The 21334-nt window shown below is 62.8% G+C and carries 12 protein-coding genes and 1 tRNA gene; 7 read left to right on the top strand and 6 right to left on the bottom strand.

What is annotated here, in order from left to right; all coding sequences use genetic code 11:
- Window positions 1–71 precede the first annotated feature (71 nt).
- From K3163_RS11230 to K3163_RS11210, 5 genes are all read left to right on the top strand, one after another.
- Window positions 72–148 (top strand) — tRNA-Met (locus K3163_RS11230).
- Window positions 149–372: 224 nt separating this feature from the next.
- The gene (gene clpB, locus K3163_RS11225) at window positions 373–2949 is read left to right on the top strand and encodes an ATP-dependent chaperone ClpB (RefSeq protein WP_221554266.1); all 2577 of its coding nucleotides are present in this window, start codon (window positions 373–375) and stop codon (window positions 2947–2949) included.
- A gap of 407 nt (window positions 2950–3356) precedes the next feature.
- Window positions 3357–6875, top strand: coding sequence for a TonB-dependent receptor domain-containing protein (locus K3163_RS11220; RefSeq protein WP_221554265.1), 3519 nt, complete (start codon window positions 3357–3359; stop codon window positions 6873–6875).
- A gap of 117 nt (window positions 6876–6992) precedes the next feature.
- The gene (locus K3163_RS11215) at window positions 6993–8984 is read left to right on the top strand and encodes an alpha/beta hydrolase family protein (protein ID WP_221427820.1); all 1992 of its coding nucleotides are present in this window, start codon (window positions 6993–6995) and stop codon (window positions 8982–8984) included.
- Between the two features lie 400 nt (window positions 8985–9384).
- Window positions 9385–12312 (top strand): TonB-dependent receptor domain-containing protein, encoded by a 2928-nt coding sequence (locus tag K3163_RS11210; RefSeq protein WP_221427821.1) that lies wholly within the window; start codon window positions 9385–9387, stop codon window positions 12310–12312.
- Between the two features lie 121 nt (window positions 12313–12433).
- Here the strand turns inward: K3163_RS11210 and K3163_RS11205 are convergent, their stop codons facing one another.
- From K3163_RS11205 to K3163_RS11195, 3 genes are read right to left on the bottom strand one after another with little or no spacing between them, the layout of a single operon-like run.
- Entirely contained in the window at window positions 12434–13345 is a 912-nt protein-coding gene (locus K3163_RS11205) for a class I SAM-dependent methyltransferase (RefSeq protein WP_221554264.1), read from the bottom strand.
- Complete coding sequence (locus K3163_RS11200; protein WP_345719729.1) at window positions 13342–15033, bottom strand: putative 2OG-Fe(II) oxygenase; 1692 nt, start codon at window positions 15031–15033, stop codon at window positions 13342–13344. The genes K3163_RS11205 and K3163_RS11200 overlap by 4 nt, the downstream gene beginning before the upstream one ends.
- The gene (locus K3163_RS11195) at window positions 15030–15776 is read right to left on the bottom strand and encodes a 2OG-Fe(II) oxygenase (RefSeq protein WP_221427823.1); all 747 of its coding nucleotides are present in this window, start codon (window positions 15774–15776) and stop codon (window positions 15030–15032) included. Before K3163_RS11195 ends, K3163_RS11200 begins: the two co-directional genes overlap by 4 nt.
- Window positions 15777–15909: 133 nt before the next feature.
- Between K3163_RS11195 and K3163_RS11190 the strand changes: the two genes are divergently transcribed.
- Both K3163_RS11190 and K3163_RS11185 read left to right on the top strand, forming a co-directional pair.
- Window positions 15910–17082, top strand: coding sequence for an acetyl-CoA C-acetyltransferase (locus K3163_RS11190; protein WP_221554263.1), 1173 nt, complete (start codon window positions 15910–15912; stop codon window positions 17080–17082).
- A gap of 29 nt (window positions 17083–17111) precedes the next feature.
- Window positions 17112–17897, top strand: coding sequence for an SDR family NAD(P)-dependent oxidoreductase (locus tag K3163_RS11185; RefSeq protein WP_221554262.1), 786 nt, complete (start codon window positions 17112–17114; stop codon window positions 17895–17897).
- Window positions 17898–17973: 76 nt separating this feature from the next.
- Here the strand turns inward: K3163_RS11185 and K3163_RS11180 are convergent, their stop codons facing one another.
- The 3 genes from K3163_RS11180 to K3163_RS11170 all read right to left on the bottom strand — a co-directional run bounded on the left by K3163_RS11180 (window position 17974) and on the right by K3163_RS11170 (window position 21291).
- Window positions 17974–18573 carry an SDR family oxidoreductase gene (locus K3163_RS11180; RefSeq protein ID WP_221554261.1) on the bottom strand — a complete coding sequence of 200 codons (600 nt, stop codon included), beginning with the start codon at window positions 18571–18573 and terminating at the stop codon, window positions 17974–17976.
- A gap of 28 nt (window positions 18574–18601) precedes the next feature.
- The gene (locus tag K3163_RS11175; protein ID WP_221554260.1) at window positions 18602–19984 is read right to left on the bottom strand and encodes an NAD-dependent succinate-semialdehyde dehydrogenase; all 1383 of its coding nucleotides are present in this window, start codon (window positions 19982–19984) and stop codon (window positions 18602–18604) included.
- A gap of 107 nt (window positions 19985–20091) precedes the next feature.
- On the bottom strand, window positions 20092–21291 hold the full coding sequence (locus K3163_RS11170) for a pyrophosphate--fructose-6-phosphate 1-phosphotransferase (RefSeq protein WP_221554259.1): 1200 nt from the start codon (window positions 21289–21291) through the stop codon (window positions 20092–20094).
- Between the last annotated feature and the right edge of the window lie 43 nt (window positions 21292–21334).

Below are 21334 nucleotides of genomic sequence, written 5' to 3'. Positions count from 1 at the left end.
CCGCTGCCGGTGCGAACCGAGCGGCGGCTTTTGTGTCTCTGGGCTACACGTCCCAAAGACACGCACGGTGCCGCGGGGTGGAGCAGTCCGGTAGCTCGTCAGGCTCATAACCTGAAGGTCGTTGGTTCAAATCCAACCCCCGCAACCACCGACAGATCGCCCGCCTTCCGGCGGGTTTTTTTGTGCCTGGATTCCGTCGCTCGAGAAGCTCTTGGCGATCGCGCGGCAGACTTTTTCGCGTTGCCCCCTCGCCAACGCGCTCCTTACCCCTATATGCAGCTAATACACCTCGTGATAAAATGCGGGGGAGGGCTTGTGTTGCATAATCGCAACACCATATTCGAGTGGTAATTCAAGCATGAGGGTATTCGAATGAATCTCGAGAAGTTCACCGATCGCGCAAAAGGCTTCCTGCAGGCCGCGCAAACGGTTGCGATCCGCATGAACCACCAGCGCATCACGCCTGCGCACCTCCTGAAGGCGCTGCTCGACGACGAGCAGGGCATGGCCGCGCAGCTGATCCAGCGCGCCGGCGGCAATCCCGGCGTGGCGATCACCGAGATCGACACCGCGCTCGGCAAGATTCCCTCAGTCTCCGGTGGTGGTGCGCAGCAGACACCGGGTCTCGACAATGACGCCGTGCGTGCGCTCGACCAGGCAGAGCAGCTTGCCGAAAAGGCTGGCGACAGCTTCGTGCCCGTCCAGCGCGTGCTGCAGGCGCTTACGTTGGCGGACAACGACGCAGGCAAGGCGCTCAAGGGGGCCGGCGTCGATACCAAGTCCCTCGAGGAAGCGATCCAGGAAGTCACCGGTGGCCGCACTGCGGACAGTGCCGGGGCCGAGGAAAGCTACGACGCGATGAAGAAGTACGCGCGCGACCTCACGCAGGCGGCGCGCGACGGCAAGCTCGACCCTGTGATCGGCCGCGACGAGGAAATCCGCCGCACGGTGCAGATCCTCGCGCGTCGTACCAAGAACAACCCCGCCCTCATCGGCGAGCCCGGCACGGGTAAGACCGCCATTGCCGAAGGTCTCGCGCTGCGCATCGCCAATGGCGACGTGCCCGACAGCCTCAAGGGCCGTACGCTCATGTCGCTCGATATGGGCGCGCTGATTGCCGGCGCGAAGTATCGCGGCGAGTTCGAGGAACGCCTGAAGGCGGTTCTCGACGAAGTGAAGGGCGCCGAAGGCCAGATCATCCTGTTCATCGACGAGATGCACACGCTGATCGGTGCGGGCGCGAGCGAAGGCAGCATGGATGCCGGCAACCTTCTGAAGCCCGCGCTGTCACGCGGCGAACTCCACTGCATCGGTGCCACCACGCTCGACGAGTACCAGAAGTATGTCGAGAAGGACCCGGCGCTCCAGCGGCGCTTCCAGCCCGTCTATATCGACGAGCCTAGCGTCGAGGACACGATCAGCATCCTGCGCGGCATCAAGGACAAGTACGAGCTGCACCACGGCGTGCGCATCACCGACGGCGCGATCGTCGCGGCGGCGCAGCTCTCCAACCGTTACATCCAGAACCGCTTCCTGCCCGACAAGGCGATCGACCTTATGGACGAGGCGGCCTCGCGTATCCGCATGGAGGTGGAATCGAAGCCCGAGGAGATCGAGGGTCTCGACCGCCGCATCATCCAGCTGCGGATCGAGGAGCAGGCGCTGCAGAAGGAAACCGACAGCGCCTCCAAGGATCGCCTCGAAACGCTGCGCAAGGAGCTTTCCGAGCTCGAGCAGCAGTCGAGCGAACTGACCACCCGCTGGCAGAACGAGCGTGACAAGATCCATGCCGAAGGCCGGATCAAGGAAGAGCTCGACCAGGCGCGGCTCGAACTCGAGCAGGCCCAGCGCGCGGGCGACCTCGCGAAGGCGGGCGAGCTGCAGTACGGCAAGATCCCTGAGCTCGAGAAGAAGCTCGAGGAGGCCAGCGGCCACACCGAGAATGCGCTTCTCAAGGAAGAGGTGACCGAAGACGATATCGCCGGCGTGGTCTCGCGCTGGACGGGTATCCCCGTCGACAAGATGATGGAAGGCGAGCGCGAGAAGCTGCTCGACATGGAGAACATCCTGTCGAAGCGGGTGATCGGGCAGAGCCAGGCGATCGACGCGGTCTCCAAGGCAGTGCGCCGTGCGCGTGCGGGCCTGCAGGACCCCGGTCGTCCGCTGGGCAGCTTCCTCTTCCTCGGCCCGACCGGCGTCGGCAAGACCGAGCTCACCAAGGCTCTCGCCGGCTTCCTGTTCGACGACGACCAGGCCATGGTTCGCATCGACATGAGCGAGTTCATGGAAAAGCACGCGGTCGCCCGCCTGATCGGCGCGCCTCCGGGATATGTCGGATATGAAGAAGGCGGCGTACTGACCGAGGCCGTAAGGCGCAGGCCCTACCAGGTCGTGCTCTTCGACGAGGTCGAGAAGGCGCACACCGATGTCTTCAACGTCCTGCTGCAGGTGCTCGACGACGGGCGTCTGACCGACGGGCAGGGCAGGGTGGTGGATTTCAGCAATACGCTGATCATCCTCACCTCGAACCTCGGCAGCCAGTATCTCGCCAACATGGACGACGACCAGAAGGTCGAGGATGTCGAGCCGCAGGTGATGGACGTCGTGCGCGGCCATTTCCGCCCCGAGTTCCTCAACCGTCTCGACGAGATCATCCTGTTCCACCGCCTCGCGCAGGAGCACATGGCACCGATCGTCGATATCCAGGTCGCGCGGGTCCAGAAGCTGCTCAAGGATCGCAAGATCGTGCTCGATCTCACCGATGGCGCCAAGCGGTGGCTCGGCCGTGTCGGCTACGATCCGGTTTACGGCGCAAGGCCGCTCAAGCGTGCGGTCCAGCGCTATGTGCAGGACCCGCTCGCCGACATGATCCTATCGGGCAAGGTGCCCGACGGTTCGACGGTCAAGATCGACGAAGGCGACGGAGCATTGGAGATGCAGGTCGGCTGATCTGCATACGGCATTCAGGCGGGCAGGGGCGCGGATGTGCTCCTGCCCGTTTTCATATGGCTGCAACAAATCCGCCGATTCGCAGCGGTTGCCAAATACGACGCTACTGTGACTGGCTCGCGCGAAATATTATGACTTGGAGAGGGCGGTGCGAATCCCATTGTTGCGTTGCCATTTGCAACTCTCGTGAAACCGGCGGGAAAATGTGGGATTTTCGCAACATCGCGCCCAAAAGCGGCTCACTCGCTTTGACTTGTACCTGAGGTTAACGCAGAACCCGTCTCATCAGGGACTGGGGGACCATTGTCCGGGACTGATTCAACGCCATTTCGACGCCGCTAGGGGAGTGTCGATTGGTGAGTCCTGACTCGGGAGCGCAGTTCCGGTTGTCGCGACTGGAGTATCTAATGCGAAAATTACAAATCAACACGATCAAGGGTCTGGCCTTTTCGGCTTCCGCCCTGGCGCTCGTTTCGGGCAGCCAGGCGTTCGCTCAGGACGCAGACTGCCCTGAAGGCACCGACGAAGTCGACGGCGAATGCGTCGTCCAGAGCGACGGTCCCGACGGCGTAGACAACAACGACGCCAACACCGGCGACGTCGTCGACGTCACGTCGACCGGCGCCAGCGGCGAGCGCAGTGAAGGCGCCATCGTCGTTACCGGTTCGCGTATCCGTCGCGACACCTACTCCAGCATCTCGCCGCTGCAGGTCCTGACGACCGAAAGCGAGCAGGAAGCTGGTCTGTTCGATCCGACCTCGATCCTGCAGCGCTCGGAAAGCGCCGCCGGCGTCCAGATCGACGCAACCTTCCAGGGCTTCGTGCTCGACAACGGCCCGGGTTCGACCACGCTCGACCTTCGCGGCCTCGGCGCAGACCGTACGCTGCTCCTCATCAACGGCCGTCGCCTCGCACCGGCCGGTGTGGAAGGCGCACCGACCGCTCCTTCGCTCAACCTGCTGCCCAGCACGCTGATCGACCGCTACGACCTGCTCCTCGACGGTGCATCGTCGGTTTACGGTTCGGACGCTGTTGCCGGTGTGGGTAACGTCATCCTCCGCAAGGACTTCGACGGTCTCGAGCTGACTGCATTCGGCAACATCAACCCCGAAGGTGGTGGCGACGACTACACGGTCGGCGCAGCCTGGGGCTTCAACACCGACCGCGGTTTCTTCGGCATCGGCGCCGAGTACGATTATCGTGACACCATCCGTCTGCGTGATCGTGACTTCTTCCGCGGTTGTACGACCAACCTCGACATCACCAACACCGGTGAAGTCCGTCGTCTTACGATCGACCAGCAGGCCAACGCGCTTGCCGACTCGAACGGCACGGTCACCACTTCGACGAGCGAATGTATCCAGGACGGCTTCAACAACCGTATCATCATTCCGTTCACCAACGTCGGTTCGGTCTATCGTGACAACAACACCTACTTCGGTGGTCAGACCGGTAACTCGGGCATCCCGGGCTACTCGGAATCGTTCTTCGGCGGTCCGGTGGATGCCGATGGTGACGGCGTTCGCGACATCGACTTCCTGAACGACTACAACCTGAACGGTGCAAACCCCGATCAGACGTTCCTCAGCGAACAGAAGCGTTACAACATCCTCGCATACGGTGAGTACACCTTCCCGGGTGAAGCCAACATCACTCCGTTCTTCGAAGCGATGTACACCCGTGCGGAAATCCGCGGCGATAACGAGTTCTTCGCCCAGATCTTCCCGTACGTGCCGGATAACAACGCCTTCAACCCCTGTAACACCAACGTTACCGGTGTTGACTGTCGTTCCGACACCGAAGGTTCGCTGCCCGGTTCGGGTCTGACCGGCTTCGGTCCGATCTCGGTCCGTCCGGTCTTCGCCATCGAAGGCGACCGCAACAACACCGACGTCACGCAGGAGCAGTATCGCGGCGTGTTCGGCATTCGCGGCGACCTGCCCTTCATCGCTCCGAGCTGGAGCTTCGAAGTTTCGGGCGTCTATTCGTACGCAGACGGTAAGTCGAACGTTCGCGGTATCCGCGAAGACAAGCTTGCCTTCGCTCTGGGTATCGACCCGACGATGGACTTCGACGGCGACGGCGTAGTCGACAACAACGGCGACGGCATTGCCGACGACTACATCTCGGGTGCCACGGTCGGTAACTCGTTCATCGCACAGGTCACCGGCGGTCTGCCGGCAATCGATCCGTGTGATGCTTCGGCTCTCGCCAACCCCGGTCTCGCAATGCCCGACCTCCTGGACGGCTGTGTCGCGGTCAACCTGTTCGCCGACAGCGTGCTGGGCTCCGCCCAGGGCGACTTCGCAACGCAGGCCGAGCGTGACTACGTCTTCGGTGACCGTTCGTTCGACACCACCTACGAACAGATCGTCGTGAACGCATTCGTCACCGGCGACCTCTTCACCCTCCCGGCCGGCCCGGTCGGCGGTGTGTTCGGTGTCGAGTATCGCCGTGACGAGATCAACTCGGTCGCCAGCGATGTCGCTTCGAACGGCCTGTTCTTCGGCTTCTTCGCCGACAGCGGCGCCACCGGTTCGAAGGAAATCAAGGAAGCGTTCGGTGAAATCGACATTCCTCTGCAGGCTGGCAAGCCCTGGGTCCAGGAACTCAACCTGAACCTCTCGGGCCGTATCACCGACGAGGAATTCTACGGCACCAACTACACCTACTCGATCAAGGCCGGCTGGCGTCCGATCGAATCCCTGCTGCTCAAGTTCAGCTACGGTACTTCGTTCCGTGCGCCGAACCTGCGCGAGAACTTCCTCGGTTCGCAGTCGGGCTTCAACTCGGTCACCGACCCTTGTGCGGTTCCCGATGCGGCGTTCGACGTCGCGACCGGCACCTACGATCCGACGAACGAGACGCGTGACCAGCGCATCCTCGACAACTGTATCCGTGAAGGTCGCGACCCGACCACGGTCGGTCTGCAGATCGACCCGACCACGGGACAGTCGCTCTCGCCGATCCAGATCGCCAGCGTGGAAGTTACCCGCGGTGGTGCACTCGACATCGATCCGGAAACGTCGCGCTCGCTGACCGCCGGTTTCGCTTTCGAGGAAACCTTCGGTGACGGCTGGGACTTCGCCCTGAGCACGAACTACTACGACATCAAGGTGAAGGACTCGATCATCGCTCCTTCGGTCGGGTTCATCGTCTCGGACTGCTACACCCGCGAAGATCCGCAACGTTCGGCCTTCTGTGACCGTATCACGGCATCGACGACCGGCTCGCAGCTGATCTCCGATGTGTTCGCTGGCTTCATCAACCTGAACGAAGAAAGCGTCCGTGGTCTCGACTTCAACAGCCGTCTGTCGAAGGAAGTCCAGGCGTTCGGTACGATCGTCGACCTCGGTCTGAACGTTCGTGCGAACCACCTGATCGAGCGCAGCACGCTGTTCATCGACGACACCACCGGCAACTTCATCAGCGACCGCGATGAAGGCGAAGTGGGTCTGCAGGAATGGACCGGTCGTGCGACGTTCACGGCGGACATCGACAAGTGGCGTTTCACCTGGAACACCCGCTACATCGGTGGCTTCGACCAGGATCCGGACAACATCGACCCGTTCTCCGACGTCTTCGGTTACGACGCGGACGGCAACTTCATCGGCCAGACGGGCAGCACCTGTCTCGGTGGCGGTTCGCGTGACGCGAACGGCGTTCCGGACGGTGTCGTTGTCGGTGACGGTGTGTACTGTCGCCCGATCGGCTACGCCGAAGAGCAGTTCCTGCACACCGCGTCGATCCGCTACCGTGCCGACACCTGGGACCTCCTGGTCGGTGTGAGCAACGTCTTCGACACCGCTCCGCCGCAGGTCAGCCCCTTCGCTTCGGGTATCACCGATATCTCGAACACGGCACTGGGTGCAGGCTACGACTATAACGGGCGCGAATTCTTCGCCCGCTTCAATATCCAGTTCTGATCTTATTCAGAACAGGGTAAGTAAGTTCGGGCGGCCTCGCGTTTAGTCGCGGGGCCGCCCATTTTAATTCAAGGGGTTCATCCGTCCCCCCGGGACACGTCTTGTGAGAGTTCAAAAATGAAGAAGTTCAGATCAGTATTTCTTGCAGCAGCTGCCTGCACCGTTGCACTGGGGGTCGCGCCTTCCACTGCACAGACCACCGGCCAGCCTACCGTTCCCATCGAAGTCTGGGCTCTCCGTGACACCATGACGACCGTCCAGGTCTCGCCCAGCGGCAAACGCCTGCTCGTCATCAAGAACGAGAGCCGTGACGGCGACTACCTGATGGAGCTTTACGATACCGACAATCTCGGTGGTAAGCCCTATCGTATCGCTGCCGACCCGATGGAAATCATCGGCGCACAGTGGGTCAGCGACGACTTCATCTTCGGCACCGCGTGGCAGCAGAACCGCAAGAAGGTGAACGGCCCCGAAGAAGGCACCTACGACTACGCTTCGTTCATTTTCGACGTGAACAAGAAGAAGTTCCAGCGTGTCGAGGGCGTCTTCAGCATCGCAACGCTGCTTCCCGACGAGCCGAACGAAATCCTGATCGGTACCGGTCGTTCGGTCGGCAGCGCCGCCGAAGTCGATCCGTTCTCGGCCTTCCGTCCGCGCGCATACTACAAGCTGAACCTCAAGACCGGCTCCAAGCAGCTCGTCCTGAAGGGCAGCGAGAAGTATCCGACTGCCGTCTTCGACAGCCAGGGCAACCCGCGCTGGACCTCGGGCTACGATCGCGCTTCCAAGGAAGAAGTGACGTATTACCGCAAGCCGGGTGACGGTTCGTGGACCGAATTCGCCCGCTACGACCAGGACGATCACGAAAACCTCTACCGCGTCCTTTCGGGCTTCATGGGCCTCGTCGGCTTCAAGCAGGACGATCCCAACATCGGCTACGTCATCGACAACCGCGGCGAGGACAAGGCTTCGCTGTGGGAGTTCGACTTCAACAAGGGCCAGTTCGGCGAGAAGCTCGCCGGTACCGACCAGGCCGACATCATGTGGATCCAGACCAGCTCGCTCCCGGGTGACGACCGCCTCGTGGCGGCCCGCTATCCGTGGGACAAGCGCAACCGCATCTGGTTCGACGAGCAGGAAAAGGCGCTCTACGACGCGCTCGAAGCCCAGATCCCGAACGCCCACGAGGTTTCGATCTCGAGCCGTTCGCGCGATGGCAACACCATGATCGTCCAGAACCGCGGTCCGCGTGACCCGGGTTCGTTCTGGCTGGTCAAGGACGGCCGCATGAGCAAGCTCGGCAGCCGCAACCCGCTGCTGAAGGCGGAAGACCTGTCGGATGTCGAGTTCATCCGCTACCCCGCGCGCGACGGCAAGATGATCGCCGGTTACGTCACCAAGCCCAAGGGCGAGGGACCGTTCCCGCTGGTCGTGCTTCCGCACGGCGGCCCGCACGTCAACGAAGTCATCAGCTATGACGAGTGGGGCCAGCTGCTGGCCAATGCCGGCTACATGGTCCTGCAGCCGCAGTACCGTATGTCGGTCGGCTGGGGTAAGGAACTGTTCGACAGCGCCTATGGCCAGCACGGTCTCGCCATGCAGGACGACAAGGACGACGGCGCGCTCTACCTCGTCGAGCAGGGTCTCGTCGATCCGGACCGCATCGCGATGTTCGGCTGGTCCTACGGCGGTTACGCAGCCCTCGTTGCGGCTTCGCGTGATCCCAACATCTACCAGTGCGTCATCGCGGGTGCAGCAGTCGCGGATCCCGAGAAGGTCTACAAGCTGCGCAGCAACCCGTGGACGCCGACGGCGATCGACGATTGGGCACAGCGTCGCGGCATGATCGGCATCAACCCGATCAACGAAGTGTCGAAGGTCAACGTGCCGCTCCTCATGGTCCATGGCGACGTCGACGCGCGCGTCCTCTACTTCAACTTCGAGGATTATCGCGACGCGATCCAGAAGGCGGGCAAGACCGATGCCCAGTTCCTCACCCTGACCGGTGCGGACCACTTCTACTCGACGCTGATGTACGAGCACCAGGAGCAGTTCTACACCAAGATGCTCGACTTCCTGGCGAACGATTGCGGACCGGGCGGGCTCTGAGCCTGACCATCCGGAAACAGGAAAGCCCGGCGGGAAACCGCCGGGCTTTTTCTTTGCGTTTCCCGTCTTCAGGGTCCGCCTGTGGACAAGCAGCGACAGGCTGAAAGAAACCCGGGCCTGCAAGAAAATTTCCGCGTCTCGCATGATTGGAAAATAGCGCGATACGCATGCAACACGGTGATAACGCCGAGGCGCTGAAGAGGCACTTTCGCCCGTTTTTCAGGGGCCGTTTCAACTGTAACCGGAATGTCACACCGGCAATTTTACGACTATATCATTTGGTTCGACGATTGCTCCGCCACCCCCCATGAGCCTAGATGCGCCACATTCGGACTAATGTCTGGATCCATTCTTTTCTGTGGCTGCCGCATGGGTGGTGGCCGAATTTGAGGGGATACTAATGTCTTACCGTTTCACCAAGGCTTCGCTCCTGACGGGCACGGTCATGGCTGGTGCCATGATCGCTTCGCCCGCTCTGGCGCAGGCCGATGAGGACCCGGCGCTTGAGTCGGGCGCTGCCGAAGAAACTTCGGCCGCACCGATCGTCGTTACCGGTTCGCGTATTGCGCGCCGCAACGTCGAAACCGCTGCACCGGTTGCAGTCGTCAACGCCGAAGAGTTCAAGCTCTCGGGTACCGTCAACGTTGAAAACGTTGTCAACACGCTCCCGCAGGTCGTTCCCGGCGTTACGTCGTTCTCGAACAACCCCGGTAACGGTACTGCCTCGCTGAACCTTCGTGGCCTCGGCGCGACCCGCACCCTGCTGCTGGTCAACGGCCGCCGCTGGAAGTTCTACGACGCAAACCAGATCACCGACCTCAACACCATCCCGCAGTTCCTGCTGGATTCGGTTGACGTTGTGACCGGTGGTGCTTCGGCCGTTTACGGTTCGGACGCTATGGCCGGTGTTGTTAACTTCCGCCTTCGTGAACTCGACGGCGCCGAAGTTGGCGGCCAGTACTCGATCACCGAGCGTGGCGACGGTGCCCGCTATCAGGTCCACGGTGCAGTCGGCAGCGACTTCGCTGACGGTCGCGGTAACGTGACGGCCTATGCGGAATACTACAACCGTGAAGAAATCTTCCAGGGCGACCGTGACTTCTCGGAATTCGCACTGGGTGGTTCGCCCCTCGTCCAGCTGGGTTCGTCGCTTCCGCCGGCTACCCGCCTGACCTATCGTGGCGATGCCGACACCGTCGGTTCGCCGTTCGATTCGTCGGTTGACGGCAACCCGTTCGCGATCTTCAACGCCGATGGCTCGATCCGCGAATACGACAACCCGGGCGACCTTTATAACTACGCTCCGGTCAACTACCTGCAGCTGCCGCAAGAGCGCTACCTGCTTGGTGGTAACGCAGCGTATGAAATTTCGTCGGGCCTCGAGCTCTACGGCGAACTTTCGTATTCGAACAACCGCGTTGATGCGGAACTCGCTCCGACCCCGATCCTGGTCAACACCTTCCTCGACATCGACTCGCTCGAAGCCAACGGCTTCGTCGACGCTGCAACCATCGCAGCGTTCCGCGATCTCGACGCGAACGAAACCGGTGCCGCCCAGAACGACGGTCTGATCGACGTTCAGGTCCGTCGTCGTCTTCTCGAAGCCGGCGGCCGTCGTAACCTCGACGAACGTAACGCATTCCGTCTTGTCACGGGTGCTCGCGGCGCGATCAACGACTACCTGAGCTACGATGCGTACTACATGTTCGCACGTACCCGTAACGCCAACATCCAGCAGGGTAACGCGTCGGTTTCGCGCTTCACCGCTGGTGTGAACGGCACGGGCCCGACCCCGATCAACATCTTCGGCCCCAACACCCTGACCCCGGCAATGGTGGACTCGTTCCGCATCCAGGCTCAGAACGGCGACATCTCGAAGCTGCAGGTCCTGACCGGTGTGGTCTCGGGTACCTTCGGCGATTTCGCCCTGGGTGAAGCTGAAGCTGTCGGTTTCGCAATCGGTGCAGAGCGTCGTATCGTCGAAGCTCAGTTCCTTCCTGACGAATTCCTCGCTTCGGGCGACGTGGCTGGCTTCAACGCCGGTTCGCCGACCTCGGGCGGCTATGACGTCAACGAAGTGTTCGCCGAGCTCAACATCCCGTTCGAGACCGAAAGCGGCTTCCGCGTCGAGCTCACCGGTGCAGGCCGTTACTCGGACTACTCGCTCGAGACGGTTGGCGGCGTGTGGACCTACGCTGGTGGTATCCAGATCCAGCCGATCCCGGACATCACCTTCCGTGGTCAGTACCAGCGTGCAGTTCGCGCACCGAACGTGAACGAGCTGTTCCAGGGTACCGCAATCGGCTTCCCGGGCGCGAACGACCCGTGTGCCGGTGACGGTGCAGGCAACGGCCCGATCCCGACCGGTGGCCTTCTGGCAACCTGTCTTGCGAACGGTGTTCCGCAGGCAAACATCGGCAACAACGTCGTGCTTCAGCCCGACGGCCAGATCGCTGCCCTGTTCGGTGGTAACCCGAACCTCGAAGAAGAAACCTCGGACAGCTACAGCTTCGGTGTTGTGCTCGAGCCGAGCTTCATCCCTGGTCTGACGATCACGGCTGACTACTTCGACATCACCATCGACAACGCGATCACCACGATCAGCCTCCAGCAGGCTCTGGACCTGTGCTACAACCAGGCACAGGACCTGAGCGACCCGCGCTGCCTCAACTTCGTTGGCACGCGTGACGCTGACGGTGCGTTCGGTCGTACCAACCCGCCGGTTCTGGGTGGCGCTAACATCGCCGAATTCAGCACCTCGGGCGTCGACCTTCAGGTCAACTACGGCACCGACGTCGGCTTCTCGCTCTTCGGCGAAGCTGACTCGCGCATGGCCATCCAGTTCCTCGGAACCTGGACGGAAAGCAACGACTTCATTCCGGACGTGACGGACACGAGCAACGTCGTGACCTGTGCGGGTGAATTCGGCCTGACCTGTGGCGAGCCGCAGGCATCGTTCAAGTGGACCTCGCGCTTCAGCTGGTCGGACGGTCCGGTGACCACCTCGGTTCGCTGGCGTCACCTGTCGGCCGTCGAAGACGATGATCCGACGTTCGACTACCACGTTGAGCGTATCGACGCCTACGACCTGATCGACCTGACCGTTTCGGTCGAAGCAACCGACAAGCTGACGCTGTCGGCTGGTATCAACAACCTGTTCGATACCCTGCCGTCGTCGCCGGAATTCGATGCTTCGGGTACGGTCATCAACGACACCAACTCGCTGCTTCTGGGTGACTTCAACAACTCGGAACAGGCAAACACCTACCCGAGCACGTACGACGTGCTGGGCCGTGACTTCTTCTTCTCGGCTCAGTTCCGCTTCTAATCGGGACATGTGTCTCCCCGCCTTCGGGTGGGGAGCACAAAGAAAAGGGCGTCAGGCTTCGTGCCTGGCGCCCTTTTTCTATTTCCGGAGCTTGCCTCGAAGGAGGCCTAGAGCCAGCCGATCAGGAGAAAGTCAGGAAATCAGCGATTGCCCGGCCGGAAGGGTCTTCCAGCGCGCGAGTTTCCCTGAGCGAAAGGTCATGCGCCGCAAAGGCATCGACGATGTCGCCGCGGTCATCCGCAGTGCGGCATGCTTCTGCGAGGGAGTCGATCCTGCCGAGCTCGTTCTTCGCCTGCGTTTCGATCACGCCGATCGTCTCGGAAATCGAGCCGGCACCGGAGCTGCGCCCCATCAGGCACGAGCGCCGGATGGCCTCGGGGATCTCCCAGGCCGGTGACGTCTGCCCGAACTCCTTTGCGCCCTTCGCGGCAATCTCGGCTGCGATCCGCGCGCCTTTGTCTATGCCGCCCGCGCCCTCGCGCAGCGCTTCCTTCACGGCTTCGGCTACGCCATTCTCGCCGAGCGCCCATTGCAGTTGATGTCTGCGGTTGAGATTGTGCTCGAGGATCGGGCCGTCGCCGCGGTGGACCATGAGGCCCACGAGGCCGCCCGGTGCGAGCACGCGCGCGATCTCTCCGGCAGCCTTGGCGCTATCGCCGTATTCGAAGCCGAACTGGCTCGTCACCGCACCAAAACTGCTGTCGGGGAACGGGAGGTCTTCCATCGCGATATTCGGATGGACTTCGACCCCGGGCGGGGGCGGGGGCAGGCGGGGCGCGAGATCGACGCCGACCGCCTTCAGGTCGGGCCGTAGCGCCAGCATCCAGCGCAGCACCCGCGCATCGCCCGTCGCGAGGTCGAGGACCTTCGCATTCTCGGGGACGCTGGGCAGAAATGCCTCCCACGCGCTCTTCTGGACCTTTTCAATGACGCCCCAGCGTTCGGGCAAGCAACCGCCGCCGCTTTTGCCATTGGCGCTCTGCCGCGCCCAGAATTCCTTCCAGGCTTCGCCCTTGTCCGCTTCGCTCGTCATGTGGCGGGCCTTGCCACAGGAACAACGTCGAAAGCTACCGTCATCCGCAGCGATTCCTCGAAGGGCGTCGTGCCGTGGTAAAGCGTGCTCGGGAACAGGGCGAGATGCCCTTCCTTGGGCTGGATGGTCCTCAGGGGAGGCAGGTCGAGGCCGAGATGCGGCGGGGGACGACCGACCTCGAGCCAGCCCTGCTGGTCATCGCCCTGTGCCGCCTCGGGCACGATCAGGTACAGCGCTGAACTCAACATGCCGTCGGGATGAATGTGCGACGTGTGATAGTCGCCGCCGCCCCGCAGGCGCACCGACCATGATCCGGTGAGCTCCCATGGATCGTCACGGTGCCGCAGGAGCGGGTGATCGGGATCGGCCGGCGGCAGTCCAGCCCTGTAGTCCTCGAGCGTTCCGAGGATAGCCCGGTGAAGCTTCGCGAAGATCTCTTCGTGCCTCTGGAACAGGATGTGGCGCGTCTGCGAGCCGCCACGAAGCGACTGGCCGAGCGGCAGGGGCGAGTGGTCGTGCAATTCGTGCAGGCGCTCGATCGCCTGCGGCATGATGCTTTCCGCATCGCGCAGCGGGCGCAGCTGGACGAGGTTTTCCTGCCCGTGAAGCCATTGCGCCTTCGGATTGTCTGTAAGCCGCCAGACAATACCGAGCAGCGCATAGGTCGAATGAAGCGAGCCGCCTCCCGCCAGCGCCTTCTCGAGCAGGCTTTCGGCCCTTTCGAGCTCTCCGCGCCTGATCCGATGGCGGGCTTCGTGGATCGCGCGGTCGGGGGTGTCGAGTTGCAGGTCGGCGAATATTGCCTCGGCGCGCTCCTGATCGCCGGCTGCTCCGGCATGGACGGCTTCCATCAGGGCGAACTGCGGGCTGTCAGGAAAGCGCTTGCGCGCCTCCGCCACCACTTCGGCCGCTTCGGCAGCGTGATCGAGCCCTGCGAGCTGGTCGGCATGGGCAGTGGGAATATTCGGATCGGCAGGAAGCCGCGCGGCCGCCTCGCGGTAATGGCCGGCGTAGTCCTCGTCCCCCATGCCGAGGCGCAGCTGTGCGAGGAGCTTGAGCGCCTCGAGCCAGTGCGGGGCATGCGCCACGAGCTGCTCGGCTATCGAACGGGCCTGCTGATGGTCGCCAGCTGCATCGAGCGCCTGCGCCTTGCCCAGCCAGAGGTCCGCCTCGGCCTGGTTGACCGACAGGGCAATGTCGAAGCGCGTTACCGCCTGGTCCTCGCCGCGGTCGAGCGCCACACGTGCCCGGCCGTGCAGCGCCTTTGCGTGGCCCGGCTGGACCACGAGGCAGCGGTCATAGCTCATGGCAGCATCCGCCGAGTCGCCAGCCGCGCGAGCGGTATTCCCGCGGATCGACCAGTATTTCGCGATGCTGCCGGCGGCAGCCTCCTTCTCGCGCAGCAGGGCCAGAGCTTCGCGAGACCGACCGAGCTTACCCAGCGCGATGGCGCGATTGAGCGAATAGTCGACCTGCGAGGGATCAAGCGCGATGGCGCGTGCGAAGGCTGCCTCGGCTGCCGCGGCATCCCCGGCGCGCATGGCCATCGATCCGGCACTGTTGTGCAGCTGCGCGTTTCCGGGATGTTCGGCGAGGCCCTGTTCGAGGAGCTTGCGCCCGCCGGCAATATCGCCGCCGCGCTCCGCAGCGATGGCGCGTGCGTGCCAGTCCTGCGGGGCTGTGCTCACTGGTCGCGGATCCAGCCCACGATCGCGGTACGGCCCATCGGTGCGAAAGGCGGGACGTAGGAGACCTGGTGGCTGGTCGGCACGGCGAAGAGGTTCAACGCGTTGAAGCGCGGGCGGAAGCCCTCGACTATGTCGCCGTCCTCGTCGAGGAAGTTGAGATAGCCGCCCCAGTCGGGATGCCAGTCGTCCCGCGCGAAATTGAGGACGTAGGCGTAGCGCCATCCTTCGGCGACATGACTGTCGATATGCCGGCCCAGATAGTGGTTGGGGGCATAGAGCGATGCCTGCCCGTCCGCCTTGGTCAGCGTGCGGGTGCCGGTAATGTCGCGCGCAAGGTCGAGGAACTCGGGCGAATTGATATATTCGAGGAGCAACTCGTGCGGACCGCCCGGGTCCCAGCCTTCCTGCACCGCGGTGAGGATCGGATACTGGGCGAAGCGGAAGCCGTAATCGCCTTTCGCGCTGGCCTGGTGGGCGGCATTGGCGGCGGCGTTGACCTTCTCCGCACCGCCGGGGGCCTGGATTTCCTCCATCCGCCAGCTCTGCGGTTCCTGGCCCGGGCCGTCACCGGCCTGCACGGCCATGCCCCACTTGGTGCCGCGCGCAAGGATCATCTGGATCTCGCGAGCGGTTTCTTCGGTTAGGACATTTCGCACCTGGACGCGGCCATGCTCGGCAAATCGCTTGGCCAGTGCCTCGCGGTCGAGGTCGGGGTTGATTTCGAAAAGCTTCTTGAGCGCCATGGGGCGAGCTTTACGACGCGCTCCGGCTGCCCGCAAGCACGCCTCCGCGCTCGTCCACCCAAGCGGCACTTGACGTAAACGGAAAGCAGCCATAGGCCGGTCGCAAATTGAAACGGAAAGAGGATTCTCCCCCATGCCCGAAGCCTATATCGTCGAAGCCGTCAGGACAGCAGGTGGGCGCAGGGGAGGGCGGCTTGCCGGGGTGCACCCGGTCGATCTGGCAGCAAAGTCGCTCGACGCAGTGATGGAGCGTTCGGGCCTCGAGGCCAAGGCAATCGACGACGTCGTGATGGGCTGCGTCAGCCAGGGCGGCGAACAGGCGATGCAGGTCGGCCGCAATGCCGTGCTCGCTTCCAAGCATCTGGGTGAGGGCGTCCCCGCCGTCACCATTGACCGCCAGTGCGGTTCCTCGCAGCAGGCGATCCAGTTCGCCGCGCAGGCCGTGATGAGCGGCACGCAGGATGTGGTCATCGCAAGCGGCGTGGAAAGCATGACCCGCGTGCCGATGGGCTCGACCGCGATGTTCCACATGAAGGAAGGCCTCGGGAACTACAAATCGCCCGGCCTCGAAGAGAAATATCCCGGTATCCAGTGGAGCCAGTTCATGGGCGCCGAGATGATCGTCAAGAAGCACGGCTTCACCAAGGAAGATCTCGACCGTTTCGCCCTGTCGAGCCACCAGAAGGCGATCGAGGCGACCAAGTCGGGCGCATTCGAAGCCGAGATCGTTCCGGTCGAGGTGGAAACGCCCGAGGGCACCGAAATGCACACGGTGGACGAGGGCATCCGTTTCGACGCGACGCTCGAAAGCATCGCCGGCGTCAAGCTGCTCAGCCCCGAAGGCACCATCACCGCTGCAACCAGCAGCCAGATCTGCGACGGCTCGAGCGCGGTGCTGGTCGTCAGCGAGAAGGCGCTGAAGGAATACGGCCTCACCCCGCTGGCGCGCATCCACAACCTCACCGTCACCGCAGGCGATCCGGTCATCATGCTGGAAGAGCCGCTGTTCGCGACCGACCGCGCGCTCGAGCGTGCCGGAATGAAAATCTCCGACATCGACCTGTTCGAGGTCAACGAGGCTTTTGCGCCCGTGCCGCTCGCATGGCTGAAGCACACCGGTGCAGATCCCGAACGCCTTAACGTCAATGGCGGCGCGATTGCACTGGGCCACCCGCTCGGCGCTTCGGGCACCAAGCTCATGGCCACGCTCGTCCACGCCCTGAAGGCGCGCGGCAAGAAATACGGCCTCCAGACGATGTGTGAGGGCGGCGGTGTCGCCAACGTCACTATCGTCGAGGCTCTTTAAGCTTCTAATATCACGAGAGGATTACCCCCATGGAAGTCAGCAGCAATACCCCCGCAGTCGTCACCGGCGGCGCATCGGGCCTCGGTGAAGCCACCGCCCGCGCCATCGCCGCCAAGGGCGCCAAGGTCGCCATCTTCGACATGAACGAAGAGAAGGGCGAAGCCGTCGCCAAGGACATCGGCGGCATCTTCTGCAAGGTTAACGTGATGAGCGACGAAGACGTCGACGCGGGCTTTGCAAAGGCACGCGAGGCGCACGGCCAGGAGCGTATCCTCGTCAACTGCGCGGGCATCGGCAACGCCATCAAGACCGCCAAGCGCGACAAGCAGACCGGCGAGATCAGCCACTTCCCGCTCTCGGCCTTCGAATTCGTCATCCAGGTGAACCTGATCGGCACCTTCCGCTGCATCGCCAAGTCGGCAGCAGGCATGATGACGCTCGACCCGCTTTCGGACGACGGTGACCGCGGTGCGATCGTCAACACCGCATCGGTTGCCGGTGAAGACGGCCAGATCGGCCAGGCGGCCTATTCGGCATCGAAGGGCGGCGTGATCGGCATGACCCTTCCCATCGCGCGCGACCTCATGAACGAGGGCATCCGCGTGAACACCATCCTGCCGGGTATCTTCAACACCCCGCTGATGAACGCAGCCCCGCCGCAGGTGAAGGAAGCGCTGGCCGCATCGGTCCCGTTCCCCAAGCGCCTCGGCAATCCGGAAGAGTACGCGCAGCTCGCCATGACCATGATCGAGTGCGGCTACTTCAACGGCGAAGACGTCCGCCTCGACGGCGCGATCCGTATGGCACCGCGCTAACCGATCCTGCTTCAAACGTAAAAGCGCCGCCCGTTCGCTCAAGGAACGGGCGGCGCTTTGCGTTTGAGGATGGCTGTCAGTAGTCGGTTTGCATTAGCCTTACGGCGCCCGCCCACTCGTCCTGTTCCACTGCATCGGCCAAAAGGACGGCGACATCGCCGCGTGCTGCCTTGCCCCTGGCATCCACCTCGTCGCCGAGAATGACGGAGCCGGTCGGTCCGTCGTCGGTCAGCGCGACCGGGCGCAGGATGGCATATTCCAGATCGCTGGCCTTGAGATGTTCGTCCGCGTCATGCTTTGCTTGCAGATAGTGGGCGAGATCGCTGTCGGGGTCGGGATTTTCCGTACCGACCGAGCTCAGCATCACGAACCTGCGCACGCCGTTCTTTTCGGCCTTGTCGATGAGATCGATAGCGCCGTCGCGATCGACCTTGTCGGTCATTTCTGCGCTTGTGTCTCCGCCCGAACCTGCCGCAAAGACTACAGCTTCGCAGTCCGAAGCGACATCGTCTTGAAGGTCGGTTAGATCACCGAGGCGCTGCTCGGTGGCTTCAGGCAGGACGCTGGTGTCCGAGCTTTCACGAACGAGCGCTACAGGATGATGACCGCGTTCGGCCAATTCGCTGACGAGGCGCGCGCCGGTATTGCCGGTTGCTCCGGCTATGAGAACTTTCATTGAAAATCTCCGTGCAGATCAGAGGTGATTACGAGGGAAGGAAGATCGCCTTGGCGTTGACGAATTCCTTCATTCCGAAGCCGCCATGTTCGCGGCCATATCCGCTGTCTTTCACGCCGCCGAAAGGCATGTTGGGGTCTGCCGCGCCGAAGGAATTGACCCGCACCATGCCGGTGTCGAAATGGTCGCGCGCAAGCCGGATGGCCTTGTCTTCGTCCTTGGTGAAGATGCCTCCGCCAAGGCCATAGCGGCTGTCGTTGGCGATGCGCATGGCGTCTTCATCGTCCTTTGCGCGAATGATCGAGGCTACGGGGCCGAATAGTTCGTCGTCATAGGCGGGCGTGCCCGGCTTGCAATCGGCCAGCACGGTTGCGGGGTAATACCAGCCGTCGGGATCGTCTTCGGGATCACCGCCGCACAGCAGCGTGCACCCGCCATCGAGGCTCTTCTGCACCTGTTCCACCAGCGTATCGAACTGATCCTTGCCGGATACGGGGCCCAGCTGTGTCTCCTCGTCCATCGGGTCGCCCATCTTGGCGGATTTCATCCGTTCGACGAAGGCTTCGACGAACTCGTCATAGACCGCATCGGTCACCACGAAGCGCTTGGCCGAAACGCATGTCTCGCCATTGTTGTAGAGGCGTCCGGTGACACAGGTCTTCACGGCGAGGTCGATATCGGCATCTTCGAGCACGAGATAGGCATCGTTCGATCCCAACTCGAGCACGGTTTTCTTCAGTGCTGCGGCGGCGGTCTTGCCGATATGGCTGCCCGCGCCATCGCTGCCGGTCATCGTCACGGCGCGGATCTTGTCGTGCTTGATGATGTCGTCCGATATATCGTGATCGACAAGAACCACGTCGAACAGGCCTTTTGGCAGACCCGCCTCCAGGCACAGGTCACGCAACAGCAACCCGCTGCCGGTGCAAATCGACGCATGTTTCAGGATGCAGGCATTGCCCGCCATCGCATTGGCGGCCAGCACGCGGACGGGCTGGTAGAGGGGGAAATTCCACGGCTGGATCGAATAGATCACGCCGATGGGCGAGTAGGTGACGATGCCGCGCTTCTTCCCGCCGGAATGCGTACGCTCTTCGTCGGCCAGCGCGGAGGGGCCGTTGTCAGCGGTATATTCGAAGATGCGGGCACAGATCTCGACCTCGGTTTTGCCGTCCTTCAGGAGCTTGCCCATCTCGCGGGTCATCATCTCGCTGATACGGTCGGTATTGTCGCGCAGGGTCTGCGCGATCTTGCGCAGGATGTCGCCGCGCTCTTCATGGCTGCGGTTCTTCCAGGAAAGAAAAGCCTCATGGGCAGCGTCGACAAGCGCAAAGGCTTCGTTCTTGCCCATCAGGTCATAGGTTTCGAGTGGTTCACGCGTAGCCGGGTTGCAAGTCTGGATCTGGGACATGGAATACCTTGGAAAGGTTGGGGATACGTTCTGTCGAACGTGCCCCCAATTGCGCTGTTCCGAGGAATATTTTGGCGTTTGCCGGGAACCAGTCCGGCGCGATCGCTTCAGGCCTGCCCGAGTTCGGAGAGCAATTCCCTGAACCAGCTCTGTGTCACGTCGAACTTCTTGCCGCCCGCAATGCGTTCGAATTCGATGACGCGGAGTTCGTCGCCGCGCTCCTCGTCGTGTCCGACGACCCCGCTGGTTCCGGCAAGCGCGGCGTCGACCGCCAGCCTCGTGCAATGCTCGATGAGCTCGCGATCGGAGGCATTGGCCGGGGCGGAGCGCGAGAAGTAGCCGCTCTTCTGGACCAGCACCTTTTCGGCGCCCAGCTCCTTGGCGAACCGGTCGGCGAACCACTGGCCCGGATTGATCTTGTCGAGCTTCACGTGGCCGAAGGCATCGCGCGGGACCTCTTCTCCGGCAGCTTCCATTGCGGCGACGATCTCGCCCATGCCAGCACCTTCGGAAATGAACAGGTTCACGCCGCCGTGTTCGTCCATGATGCCGCGCAGGCGCGCGACTTCCTGCGACAGGTCGAACGCGCGCTCGGGGATGTAGACGCCGTGGACGTCCCAGCGGGCTGCGGCATTGTCTACCCACTCGGCGAAGGGCGCCGTACCGACCCATTCATGGTGTGCACGCGCAGTCGCGGCGGTCAGCCAGCCGCAGTGGCGGCCCATGACCTCGTGCACGATCAGCATGTTAGGATTGGCGGAGAATTCCGCGATGATGTTGCGGGCGTAGAGCGCGCCCTGTTCCGCGGCGGTCCATGCGCCCAGCGACTGGCGGATCGGCACGACGTCGTTGTCGATCGTCTTGGGCAGGCCGACAACGGTGAGATCGGAGCCGATCTTGGCAAGATGCGCCTTCAGGTCGGCGGCAGCGGTATTCGTATCGTCCCCGCCGATCGTGTGGAGGATGTCGATCCCGTCGCGCTTCAGCTGCTCTGCGGCGACTTCGAGCGGGTCCTGGCCTTCCTCCACCAGCCCGCGCTTCACGCAGTCTTCGACATTGGTCAGCTTGACGCGGCTGTTGCCGATGGGGCTGCCGCCGAAGGCGTGGAGGCGGCCCGCGTTGGCGCGCACATCCTCGGTTGCCTCGATCCAATTGCCGGTGAGAAGGCCCGCATAACCATTGCGATAGGCGACGATGCGGACATCGGGCGCGATCTCGGTATAGCGCTCGATCAGCCCGCCGACGGCCGAGGACAGGCAGGGCGCGAGCCCCCCTGCGGTGAGCATGGCTACGGTTTTCTCTCCCATGCGCAGCCTTGTGCCAAGGGTGGGGGATTTAGACTAGGGCCTA

The sequence above is a fragment of the Qipengyuania xiapuensis genome (assembly GCF_019711395.1).
Taxonomy (GTDB): domain Bacteria; phylum Pseudomonadota; class Alphaproteobacteria; order Sphingomonadales; family Sphingomonadaceae; genus Qipengyuania; species Qipengyuania xiapuensis.
Note: the sequence above shows the minus strand (reverse complement) of the source record. Positions and strands in the feature narration are given on the sequence as shown.